Source organism: Paenibacillus sp. CFBP13512, assembly GCF_005233705.1.
Classification (GTDB): domain Bacteria; phylum Bacillota; class Bacilli; order Paenibacillales; family Paenibacillaceae; genus Saccharibacillus; species Saccharibacillus nuruki.
Genome location: NZ_QGAD01000010.1, coordinates 92,697 through 106,972 on the forward strand (window position 1 = coordinate 92,697; position 14,276 = coordinate 106,972).

A 14,276-nucleotide genomic window follows, 5' to 3' on the forward strand; every position below is an offset into this window, starting at 1 on the left:
TCATGAGTAAGCGTCTTGAAATTGAAAAAATGGTTTATCTTACACCGCTACAAGAGGGCATGTTATTTCATTCGATGATGGAGCCTGATTCATCCGCTTATATCGAACAAGTACAATTATCTATTACAGGCGAATTGGATCACTTTATGTTAGAGCAAAGTATGCAAACTGTGATTCAGCGCCATGAAACGTTGCGTTCCAATTTGTATCACAAAAATATGGCACGTCCGCGTCAAATTATTTTTAAAGAACGTTCTATTTCTATTCAATATATAAATGGGATGCACACTTCAGATGATGTAGCAGAGCAGATAAAGAAAGATCGTCAGACTCCATTTGAGCTAACTAAAGATTTATTAATACGTATTTCTGTACTTCATACAGGATCAGAACAATATACTATTCTTTTTACTTTCCACCATATTATTATGGATGGTTGGTGTCTGGGGATTGTTCTAGAAGAATTATTGACTATTTATGCAGCACTACGTAATGGTCATACTATTCAGTTAGCTGAGCCTGTTATGTACAGTCAATATGTCAAATGGTTAGAACAACAAAATGAAGAAGAAGCTCAGTCCTATTGGGAGAACCTTTTACAAGGATATGATCAACAATCAACAATTCCTTCTATCAGTACTTTAACTGGGAAAAGCGATCTTCAAATTAAACCTACATCTTCCTATGAAATAGGAGAGCATTCTTTTCAGTTAAGTGTTTCATTGAGTCGTTTGCTTCGTCAAACCAGTGAATCTTATGGAGTTACAGTAAGTAATCTTTTTCTAGCGGTCTGGGGAGTTATCCTTGGGAGATATAATCAGCGTGAAGATGTAGTTTTTGGAACGGTGATCTCAGGTCGGCCACCACAGATTCAAGGGATTGAACGAATGGTAGGTTCATTTATCAACACCATTCCAGTGCGTATTCAGATGTCGAGTGAACAGACATTTGCACAATTATTTAGACACATTCGTCAATTGATGATCGAAGCGCAGACATATGATTATTGTTCATTAGCCGAAATTCAATCTCGTAGTGAATTGAAGCAACAACTGCTTGATCATATTATGGTATTTGAAAATTATCCATTACAAGATCTTGTCCAACAAAATGAATGGGCTGAAAAGCTAGGTTTTCATATCACAAATGCTCATTTATCTGAACAAACACCGTATGATTTCAATATTGAAATCGAAGATGCAGAACAATTTACTATTTTGTTATCTTATAATCGTCAAAAATATGATGAATCTATAATGAAGCAGATTGAAGGACACTTGATACAAGTGTTAACACAAGCAATACAGTCACCTGAAAGACCTCTTATCGAAATCAATATGATGACAAAAGAAGAATCTATGATCATTCTTGAAAATTGGAGTGGTCCACATACAGATCGTGTACCAACTACATTTCATGCCTTATTTGAGCAACAAGCTTTGCTTACACCTGATCATATAGCAGTTATAGATGAGTATGAAGAACTTAGTTATAACGAATTAAATGCACGTGCGAATCAACTGGCACAAGTATTACAACAGCAAGGGGTGCGTCGTGGTCATCCAGTAGCTATTCTGGTTGAACGTTCGGCACAAATGATTATTGCAGCACTTGCAGTCATGAAATCAGGTGGTGCTTATATACCTGTTGATCCCACGTACCCTTCAGAACGCATTGCTTATATGTTACAAGATAGTGGAACAGCACTTTTAATAAGCCAATCTTATCTGGTATCTGCTCTGGAAAATAGTAACTATACAGGTCAGACGATATATATCGATCAGTTAAAAGAACGTGAAACTACGGCTGTTGTAGAAAACGAAAGTGTGGATGATTCTGACCTTGCTTACATCATCTATACTTCTGGAACAACAGGCAATGCCAAAGGCGTTATGATTGAACACGGTCAATATGTGAACACAGCATACGGATATCGAGATGACTATCGTCTGAAAGAATTTGCAGTAAAGTTATTGCAAATTGCTAGCTTTTCTTTCGATGTATTTGCAGGAGACATGGCACGTACTTTCTTAAATGGAGGAACAATGGTGATCTGTCCGCAAGACGTTCGGATTGATCCTTCTGCATTATCACAATATCTTGTCAAACATCAAATTACTGTATTTGAATCTACACCTGCTTTAATTTTACCTCTAATGAAAGAAATATATGAGCAACATATTCAACTGGATACGATGAAATTATTAATTACCAGTTCAGATAGTTGTAGTGTACAAGATTATCGAGTCTTACTTGAACGGTTTGGATCACGTATGCGTATTATGAACAGTTACGGAGTCACTGAAGCAGCGATTGATTCTAGTTTTTATGAAGAGGACGCAGATCATTTACCAGTTAGCGGTAATGTACCTATTGGAAGACCTCTGGCCAATCATTCTTTTTATATCGTAGATCAGTATCTTCGTCCAGTTCCTGTAGGTGTAGCCGGTGAATTATGTATAGGTGGACAGTCTGTTGCTCGTGGATACCTGAATCGTCCTGAACTTAGCGCAGAGAAATTTATTACAAATCCCTTTTCTGAAAAAGGTAGATTATATCGTACAGGTGATCTAGCACGATGGTTACCTGATGGGCAGGTTGATTTTATTGGACGAATCGATTATCAAGTGAAGATTCGAGGATATCGTATTGAATTAGGCGAAATCGAATCTGTACTGCTAGCTCAGTCGATGGTTGAGCAAGCTATTGTAACCGATCGTAGAGATGAACAAGGAGATAAATATCTTTGTGCCTATGTTACAGGAACAATTGATATTCAAGTATTACGAACAATATTGCTAGCACAACTTCCAGTGTATATGATTCCTGCGCATTTTGTTCATCTAGAGACTTTACCACTTACGCCAAATGGTAAAATCGATCGCAAAGCGCTTCCTGCACCGACCGATTCGCCAACAACGACTTCTTCTTATGCCAAACCTCGTAATACAACAGAGGTAGAAATGGCTCAAATCTGGGAAGACGTATTGAGTATTAATCGTGTTGGAATTGACGATTCTTTTTTTGAACTGGGTGGACATTCACTCAAAGCAGTAATGTTAGTTGGACGGATTACCAAGCAATTCGGTGTTGAATTACCTATACGTCATGTATTTGCTTATCCAACCATACGTCAAATGGCACCACTAGTAAGAGGTGCTGAAGATACAGGTTACACTGAAATTGAAGTAGCACCTATTCAAGAATATTATGATGTTTCATCAGCGCAAAAAAGACTGTTCATTATTGATCAGTTAGGCGATACTCAGCAAGCTTATAACATGAGCGCTGTATTAGAATTACAGGGGAAATTAGATCAAACACGGTTGGAAAAAGCATTTGCAGCTATGGTTGAACGTCACGAATCGTTACGTACTTCTTTCCACTTTGTCGATGGACAACCGGTACAAAAAATTCATCCTCAGGTTGATTTTCAAGTCAGTTATCGTGAAGATGATTTTGCAGATCCGGCACAACTGATGGAATCTTTTATCCGTCCATTTTCATTGGATCAAGCACCATTACTGCGTGTAGAACTTATTGAGGTTGCTAATGATTATCATATATTGCTTGCAGATATGCATCATATTATTACAGACGGTATATCTATAGAAGTATTTGTGGAAGAATTTAGCCGTTTATATGCGCAAGAAGAATTACCAGAGCTACGTATTCAATATAAAGACTATGCGGTATGGCAACAAAGCATGATGGAAGAGACTAGAGAAAAGCAGCTCCCGTACTGGGAACAACTATTTGATCAGGGCAAAGATGTTCCTGTACTCAATCTGCCAACTGACTGGAATCGACCAGTTATGAAAAATTTTGAAGGCAGTAGTCTGATACAGGAATTGAAGCCTGAACTGACTCGGGAATTGTATGCATTATGTGCCAAATCTGGAACGACTCTTTATATGGTGATGTTAGCTGCTTATGCTAGTTTGTTGTATCGCTATACGAGTCAACAAGATCTGGTGATTGGTTCACCTATTGCAGGTAGACCTCATCCAGATATTGAGCAAATCATCGGTATGTTTGTTAATACATTACCAATTCGTACTCATATAGACCCTGAACAGACATTTATGCAATTGCTTGAACAGACCAAGCAACAGACGTTAACAGCTTATGAGCATCAAGATATTCCATTTGAAGAAGTGGTCGAACGTTTGAATTTGCGCCGTGATGTTAGTCGTAATCCTTTATTTGATGTCATGTTCGTTCTCCAAAATACGGGTATGAAACAGATCGAAGTAGAAGGCCTAACTTTCCGTCCGGTTGATTTCGAAATGGGTATTGCCAAATTTGATGTAACCTTAAATGTCGAAGAATTTACAGATAAATTAATTGTTTCTTTAGAATATGCTACTAAATTATTTCGTATAGAAACAGCACAACAAATGCTTAATCATTATATGGCGATTTTAGTAGCTATTGCCTCTAATCCAGAAACATCTATAGCAGATATACCTCTATTGCAAAAAGAAGAGCAAGACCAATTGTTCTTATTTAATCATACAGCAGCTCCATATGCTGAGCAGGATACGTTGTATCAACTATGGGAAAAACAAGTACACAAAACACCTGATCATATTGCTTTAATTTGTGGAGATCGTCAGATCACGTACACAGAATTAAATGCTAGAGCGAATACGTTAGCCATGAAATTACGTAATCAAGGTGTAGAGCCTGATGCTATTGTTGGGCTGATGGTAGAACGCTCAATTGAAATGGTAGTTGGTATTCTAGGAATTCTTAAAGCAGGGGGCGCTTATCTACCGATCGACCCTTCACATCCTGAAGAACGTATCCAATTTGTTTTAGAGGATAGCCAGACTTCATGGTTATTACGACAATCTCATCTTGGAGAATCCATCGCTTTTGCTGGGACTACTTTTATATTAGAAGAATCAGAAATGTACGATGAACATATGCATGATCTATCGCCTATGAGTCAATCTACAAATCTTGCTTATGTTATCTACACATCGGGTTCAACAGGTCGCCCTAAAGGAGCTATGATTGAACATCATTCTGTGATCAATCGTCTGCAATGGATGCAAAATCGCTATCCTTTGGGAACAGAAGATGTGATATTGCAAAAGACTCCATTCAGCTTCGATGTCTCGGTATGGGAACTGTTCTGGTGGGGAGAAGTAGGCGCTAAAGTAGTTTTATTGCCACCAGGAGGAGAAAAAGATCCTGAGATTATCTTAACTGAAATAGAAAAGCATCATGTGACTACTATGCACTTTGTACCTTCAATGCTATCTGCTTTTCTAGATGTATTAGAAAATTCTTCTCGTATTCATCAAATTCGAAGCCTTCGCCGCGTTTTTGCAAGTGGAGAAGCTTTACCAGTGAGATTAGTAGAACGATTTAATCGTTTAATTGCAACTCATTATGGAGCAGAACTTATTAACCTGTATGGACCTACGGAAGCAACAGTAGATGTCAGTTATTATGATTGCCCTTCAACAAACGAAGTTGTAAAAGTACCTATTGGTAAACCTATAGATAATATTCAATTATTTATAGTAGATGCACAGTATCATTTGCAACCTATTGGAGTTGCTGGAGAACTATGCATTTCAGGAGTAGGGTTGGCTCGAGGATATTTGAATCGACCTGAATTAACAGCAGAGAAATTTATCGAGAATCCATTTGTGCCCGGTCAAAAAATGTATCGCACAGGAGATCTCGCTCGTTGGTTGCCCGATGGAAATATCGAATATCTAGGGCGAATTGATCATCAAGTAAAAATTCGAGGGTATCGAATCGAATTGGGTGAGATTGAGACTCACTTATTCCGTCATGAAGTCGTTAGTGAAGTACATGTAATGACCCGTCAAGTCTCTGATGAAGGACAAGAACTGTGCGCTTATATCGTGCCTGATTTGAATCAAGTAGTAGATATAGCCGAATTACGCTCTTTCTTGGCTCTATATGTTCCTGAGTATATGATTCCAGCTCATTTTGTATTTTTGGATCATATGCCAGTGACTGCTAACGGTAAAATTGATCGTCGCGCATTACCTGAACCTGATCTTAATCAGCGTCATACTCAAGCTTATGAAGCTCCGCAGACTGAGGTACAACAGATATTAGCTAACGTATGGCAAGAAGTACTAGGCATTCGCCAAGTAGGCATCACAGATAACTTTTTTGAATATGGTGGCGATTCAATCAAGGCTTTACAAATAGCATCACGTCTTAATCGTCAAGGACTCAAAATGGAAATTCGGGATCTTTTCCGATACTCAGATATTGTCAGTATTGCTCCTTATATTGAGAAAGTAGAGCGTCAAATTTCTCAGGATGAAGTACAAGGTGAAGCTCTACTTACACCTATTCAAAAACGATTTTTTAAATATAATCTGGCGCAACATCAACATTATAATCAAGCAGTCATGCTTCAAAGTACTAACCGAATAGATATAGATGTACTGAATCAAGTATTTCAGCAAGTGGTTGAACATCATGATGCTTTGAGAATGGTATATAAGCAGCATAAAGACATTGTATCTGCACAACATCGCAGTATAAAAGAAGAACATTTATACCTGTTAGATGCACATGATTATTCTCAATACTCCCAGACACAAGCGTATGAACAGATAGAGCAAATAGCAGATCGTCTTCAGCATAGTTTGAATCTAGAGCAAGGACCTTTAATTCGTGCAGCTCTATTTCAAGCGCCAGAAGAAGATCAATTGTTCATTGTCATTCATCACTTGGTGGTAGATGGCGTGTCATGGAGAATTTTATTGGAAGATTTGGAAGTAGGCTATCAGCAAATTTTACAAAAACAGCCTATCCAATTCCCTTCCAAAAGCGACTCTTATGCAGAGTGGTCAGCACGTTTAGACCAATACTCTAATGAACAAAAAGCAATAGAAGAGTTGGCATACTGGAATACATGGGCATCACAGAAACAAGAAAAGTTGCCACAAGATATGCCTGTTATAGATGATGGATATGAACAAGATAGTCGTGAAGAAGTAATGACTCTAAGTAAAGAGGATACTCAGCGTCTACTTCAACAGACCAACCATGCTTATAATACCGAAATCAATGATATTTTACTGACAGCATTAGGGCTTACTTTCTATGAATGGAGCGGTCGATCACAGATTCATGTCAGCGTAGAAGGTCATGGTCGGGAGTCTTTGTTCAGCAATATAGATATTTCGAGAACAGTTGGATGGTTTACCGTCATGTATCCACATATTTTGAATATAGATCATGCGGATGATCTGGGATATCAGTTGAAAGAAATTAAAGATGGATTGAGGAGAGTTCCGAACCAAGGTATAGGATATGGCATTCTTCGTTATTTAACATTAGAACAGGAATCACTACCTTTGGAGAAGCTACGTACTGCTCAAGAACCAGCAATTAGTTTCAATTATTTAGGTCAGTTTGATGAAGCTAGTAACGATTCATCACAACGTCTTCTTCAATCTTCTCCTTTATCCGTAGGAATGGAAATCCATCCAGAAATGAAACGTGCATTTACATTGGATATTAATGGGATGGTTAATGATGGACAGCTGAAAATGACCTTTAATTATAATCGTCATCAGTATACTCCAGCGACTATAGCGAAATTGGCCAAACAGTATCAGCACTATTTACTGAAGTTGATTGATCATTGTACAGGTAAGCAGACGACAGAACAGAGTCCTACGGATTTCACATATAATCAGCTTTCAATTGGTCAATTGGATCAGATTAGCAACATGTTAAGCGGAAAGTTGAAATGATTTTCAGTCAGAAGGTATGTTAATCCAGAAAGGATGAGCACTTTGAGTCAGCCACAAATTCAAGATATTTATCCATTATCTCCAATGCAAGAAGGCATGCTATATCATTCATTATTAGATCCAGATTCAGATGCTTATTTTCAGCAAAATGTTATTACTTTGCAGGAAACGTTGAACCCTTATTGGGTTCAACAAAGTCTGCAACAGATTATTAATCGTTATGATGTTTTTCGTACGATTTTTCTGCATAAAGAAACAGAACGTACTTTGCAAGTCGTTTTAAAAGAGCGTGAAGCACCTCGTGTGGAAATCAAAGATGTTCGCCAGCACTCGGACGCTCAGAAACAGCAACTACTGACAGAATTTCAGCAACAAGATCGTATATCCGGGTTCGATCTGGAGAGCGATGTTCCTCTGCGTATCACTCTTTTTCAATGGGAAGAAGGGGTATCAAAATTAGTATGGAGTTTCCCGCATATTATAATGGATGGTTGGTGTCTAGGCATTGTAGCTAAAGATTTCTTTGCTATCTATACGTCTTTACGTGATCAGACAACTGTTCAGTTAGAGACCGTCTATCCATTTAGCCAATTTATCCAATGGATAGAAGGTCAAGATAAAGTAGAAGCTTCTGCTTATTGGAATACGTATATGGAAGGATTAGATCAAGAGACGGTTATTCCTGGATATATACGTTCATTAGATAAAGATTCACAGGCGTTTGATTTAGAACAGCATACTTTTCGCTGGAATCAACAGTTAACTCATCAGCTAGAACAATTAGCAAGGCAGTATCAAGTAACTGTGAGTACTGTATTTCAAGCAGCATGGGGAGTGATGCTCCAGAGTTATAATTGTCGTCGCGATGTGGTATTTGGCGCTGTCGTTTCGGGAAGACCTGAACATATTTTAGGAATCGAAGAAATGGTAGGCTTATTTATTAATACTTTACCTGTAAGAGTACAAAGCAAGGAAGAACAGACATTTGTGTCATTATTAGCACAGATGCAGTCTGCTATGAACGAAGGGACTCGTTACAGTTATCAGTCGCTTGCAGAACTTCAGAATCAATCTATATTGAAGCAAAATTTATTGTCACATATTCTTGTTTTTGAAAATTATCCGCTATCTGAAGAAATTACTCATGGTGATGAAAACGGTAATGCAAGCTTACAGATTACAGACGTCGATGGATTTGAACAAACGAATTATGATTTGACCGTTATGGTGGTACCGGGTCAGGAATTAGAAATTTCATTTTCATACAATCTGCATCGTTATGAGTCATCATTTATGATTCGTATGGCAGATCATTTAACCCGTGTTATTGAACAAATTATACATACACCGGATATAGAGTTGTCGCGTATCCAATTGCTGACTCCTCATGAGTGGACTCAAGTCATTGAAGAGTTCAATGCTACAGATGTCGAATATCCTTCTCATCTTACTATTCATTCGTGGTTCGCAGAACAAGTGGAACGCACACCAGATCAATTGGCTGTAAGAGATGGACATACGTCACTGACTTATACCCAATTGGATAAGCAATCGAGTGACTTGGCTCGTCTGTTACGTGCTCAAGGTGTTCGCCCTGATGACATTGTAGGCATTATGATGGAACGTTCTCATTATATGATGGTCAGTCTACTAGCAATTCTCAAATCAGGTGCTGCTTATCTTCCCCTTGATCCTTTTCATCCGCAAGAACGCTTGGAATTTATACTTCAAGATAGCGGCGCACAGGTAGTAGTGACTACTGTTCAGCATGAATCACGTTTACCTGAACATCTTCATTTGATTACGGTAGATACAAGAACGCCTGATGAGAACGAGACGTATCATGAGGATGATCTTATTCTAGTAGAACCTTCTCATCTGGCTTATGTCATCTACACGTCCGGTACCACTGGAAATCCTAAAGGAGCGATGATTGAACATCGATCTTTAGTGAATCGAATCCACTGGATGCAAAAGCAGTATCCTCTGACTTCACAAGATGTTATTTTACAAAAAACACCTTACAGTTTTGATGTATCTGTATGGGAATTATTCTGGTGGAGTACGCAGGGAGCAAGTGTCGTCTTTTTAGAACCGGAAGCGGAAAAAGATCCTGCTATGATTGCACAAGCGATTGCTCAGTATGGAGTCACTACGATTCATTTTGTACCATCGATGTTATCTGTTTTTCTAGAACATCTTGAACTAAAAGCAGAAGTAGAACGGTTATCAAGTCTTCGTTATGTATTTGCGAGTGGAGAAGCTTTACAAGTGCAACAAGTCAATCGCTCTAATGATCTTCTTTATAAAACGAATAATACACGTCTTATTAATTTATATGGTCCTACTGAAGCTACTATTGATGTATCTTATTATGATTGTTCACACCAAGACAACAATACACAGTCTGTCCCTATCGGACGTCCTATAGATAATACTCAATTGTATATTATGAACACAGCTTTGCTTCCACAGCCTATTGGTGTTCCAGGAGAATTATGTATTGCCGGGGTAGGATTAGCTAGAGGATACCTCAATCGGGAGCAACTTACTGCTGAAAAGTTTGTACCTATTCCACATCAACCTCAGCAACGTATATATCGTACAGGTGATCTTGCACGCTGGCTACCTGACGGCAATATCGAATACATGGGACGCTTAGATCATCAGGTGAAAATTCGTGGGTACCGCATCGAATTAGGAGAAATCGAAGCCATTCTTTTGGAAGACAAATCGATTAAAGAATGTGTTGTGTTAGATCGTCGTGATGATCAGCAACAAGCGGTATTGTGTGCTTATCTAGTGAGTGATACAGAAGACATTTTACTTGAAGAAGCTATTCGTGCACGTATAGCTAGCAAACTACCATCCTATATGATTCCTACTCATTTTATGATGATTACGCATATGCCTGTGACTTCTAATGGCAAAATTGATCGTCGCTATTTGCAAAATATAGAACTGGATCAAACATCTACTGAATATGTAGAACCCTCTGGTGCAATAGAAGAAAAGTTAGCTGATATATGGAAAAAGTTGCTGAATGTTAAAGTAATTAGTGCTACAGATTCCTTTTTTCAACTAGGTGGTCATTCTTTAAAAGCATCTCAACTGGTTGCTTTGATTCATCAACAATGTCAGGTGGATGTACCGTTACGTCAAATTTTTAAATATCCTATATTACGCGACCTAGCTAGATTCATTACAACAAGTGAATATGAACTAACTACGTCGATTCAACCTGCACCTGAACAACCCTATTATCCTGTAACTTCTGCTCAGCGCCGATTGCTTATTTTGGATCAGTTGGAACAACACAGTTCTGCATATCATATTCCACATGTACTTCTGACAGAGCAACATGTAGATATTTCACGTTTACAGTCTGTTTTTGAACAGTTGATTCAACGACATGAATCGTTCCGTACTTCATTTACAATGGTACACGAACAACCTGTGCAACATATTCATCCTCAATCACATTTTCAACTTGAAGTTACAACATCGGACTTGGATTATCAATCCATTGTTCATGCCGAACATAATCTATTCGATTCAATTATTGATACATTTATACGTCCATTTGATCTGAGTCAAGCTCCTTTGTTACGTGCAACCGTCGTACAGTTTGTAAACGGCGGAAGCGCATTGCTGATTGATATGCACCATATTATCGCGGATGGAGTCTCGTTGACTATTATTACAGATGAATTTAATCGCCTGTATGAAGGTCAGTCCTTACCTGCTCTCAAGCTTCAATACAAAGATTATGCAGTATGGCAACAGACACATTCAGATCTTATGGGTACACAAACTCAATATTGGCTAGATCAGTTATCAGGAGAATTGCCTGTCTTGAATTTACCTACTGATTTCTCCAGACCTGCGTTACAACAATTTCAAGGTGATCATTTTTTATGCACACTTAGTGCCTCCGAAACACGACAACTTAAAAAATTAGCTTCTGATTATGGAGTTACTTTGTACATGTTGTTATTAGCGGCTTACCATACATTGTTGCATAAATATACAGGTCAACAAGATATTATTACAGGCTCACCTATTGCTGGAAGATCACATGCTGATGTTCAATCGATCGTAGGGATGTTCGTCAATACGTTAGCGATACGGAGTCAACCCCAACCAGATAGCACATTTATTCAATTTCTAGAAGAGATCAAACAACTATCTATTGGAGCGTTTGAAAATCAAGAAGTACCCATTGAACAAATCATAGATGGGTTAGCTTTGCGACGTGATTTAAGCCGGAATCCATTATTTGATACGATGCTTATTGTACAAACGATGGAATTTGATGATACAGCAAGTAAAGATGTGCTGTGGAAAGCTTATGAATACAATGCAGCAGTATCCAAAGTAGATTTGACTCTACAAGTAGAAGAACAAGAACAGCAACTTCAATTCCAGTGGGAATATGCCACCCACTTATTTAAGCAAGAAACGATTCAACATATAGCAGAGCACTGGTTGTGTTTATTAACTGCTATTATTGATTCTCCTGAAGCTCGATTGTCTGAACTTCATATGTTAACTCCGGGTGAACAAGAACAACTATTATATCAATTCAATCCAATTCCAGTAGCTTATGCAGATCAGATGACCATTCATGGATGGTTTGAACAACAAGCACAAGAGACTCCGAATGCGATTGCTCTGATGTGGTCTGAGCATCAATTGACCTATCAACAGTTAGATGAGCAGGCGAATCAACTGGCTCGTTTGTTAATCAGTCATGGTTCAGGACCAGATCGCTTGATTGGCCTTATGACTGAACGTTCTGATTGGATGATTATTAGTCTACTGGCTATCCTGAAATCAGGAAGTGCTTATGTGCCGATTGATCCTGATTATCCAGCTGCTCGTGTGCAGTATATGTTAGAAAATAGTGAAGCTTCCCTATTAATCACTCAACGTAACCTTGTAAAAGATTGGGAATATTCAGGAACAATGATTATGGTAGACGATCGAGAATGGGCTACAGAATCGACTCAAAAATTACATCTACCGATCCCGGTTCGTTCGAAACATTTAGCTTATGTTATTTATACTTCTGGATCTACTGGACAGCCCAAAGGCGTGATGCTTCAACATCAATCGGTAGTGAATTTCATTACAGCAATGCGACAAGAACTTCATTTTACAGCAGGTCATAAAGTGCTTGCTTTAACTACACTATCATTTGATATTTTTGTATTAGAAACGCTCGTTCCATTAACTAGTGGTATGACTGTGGTTATAGCAGAAGAAGTACATCAAAAAAATCCGCATCTTTTAGCAGCATTGATTCAACATCATCAGATTCATATGATCCAAATGACACCTTCTCGTCTACAAATGTTGATGAATAGTAAAGAAGACGCGCAGTGTCTAAATAATGTGCAAGAACTTTTAATTGGTGGAGAAGCTTTGCCATTATCTTTACTACAAGCTGTGCAATCATTTAAAAACCTGCGAATTTATAACATGTATGGTCCTACAGAAACGACTGTCTGGTCAGCAATGTATGAATTAACAGATGCTTCTGCTATTCGAATTGGACATCCTATATTGAATACACAGATTCGTATTGTAAATGGACAAGGTCAATTGCAACCGATCGGTATAGCCGGTGAGTTATGTATAGCTGGTGAAGGGTTAGCTCGTGGATATTGGAAACAGGATGTTCTTACATCTGAAAAGTTTGTAGATGATCCTTATGGACTTTTAGTCACTGAAAGCAATGCGTCTATCTATGCAGAATCTACAGGTCAAGCTCAATCGTCCAAAATGTACAAAACGGGGGATCTGGCACGCTGGTTATCTTCAGGTGAGATCGAATTTTTGGGGCGGATAGATCATCAAGTTAAAGTTCGAGGGCATCGAATCGAGCTTGGAGAGATTGAAGAAATGTTGACCCGTCTACCCGCAGTCAATGAAGCGATTGTGTTAGCAATTAAAGATCATGCTGATCTGTATACATTAGCTGCCTATTTGGTACTAGTGGATTCTACATCCATTTCGTTATTGGCTGATATCCAGACTCATTTACTTTCACAGTTGCCTGATTATATGGTTCCTTCTTCTTTTGCACTCATAGAGAAGATGCCATTAACACCTAATGGCAAAATTGATCGTAATGCTTTACTCCATATAGAGACCGAAACGATTGCATTAACAGATTATATCGCTCCACGTCATGAAATGGATCAAGATTTAATTGAAATATGGTCGGATATTTTAAATCAACCACAATCACAGATCGGAATTCAACACTCCTTTTTTGAGCTAGGTGGGCATTCGTTGAATGCATCATTGTTTATTGTACGTCTACGGGAGAAGTGGGGGATACAATTAGATCTGCGTCATTTTTTCCAATATCCTACTATTGAATGGACAGCCGATCAAATCATACAAGAGCAAGAAGAACTGCGACGTTTTGAAGAGTTACTGCGTGAAGTAGAAAGTATGGAACAGTTGTAACATGATAGCCAATAGGTAGAGGAGTGAATC

2 protein-coding genes are annotated in these 14,276 nt (G+C 38.4%); both read left to right on the plus strand.

Features of this window, described 5'->3' with window-relative positions; all coding sequences use genetic code 11:
* The first annotated feature begins 2 nt into the window (after window positions 1-2).
* Window positions 3-7,766, plus strand: coding sequence for a non-ribosomal peptide synthetase (locus tag PaeCFBP13512_RS15290; RefSeq protein ID WP_137224202.1), 7,764 nt, complete (start codon window positions 3-5; stop codon window positions 7,764-7,766).
* 42 nt (window positions 7,767-7,808) lie between these two features.
* Window positions 7,809-14,246, plus strand: coding sequence for a non-ribosomal peptide synthetase (locus PaeCFBP13512_RS15295; protein WP_161594281.1), 6,438 nt, complete (start codon window positions 7,809-7,811; stop codon window positions 14,244-14,246).
* The last annotated feature ends 30 nt before the right edge of the window (window positions 14,247-14,276 follow it).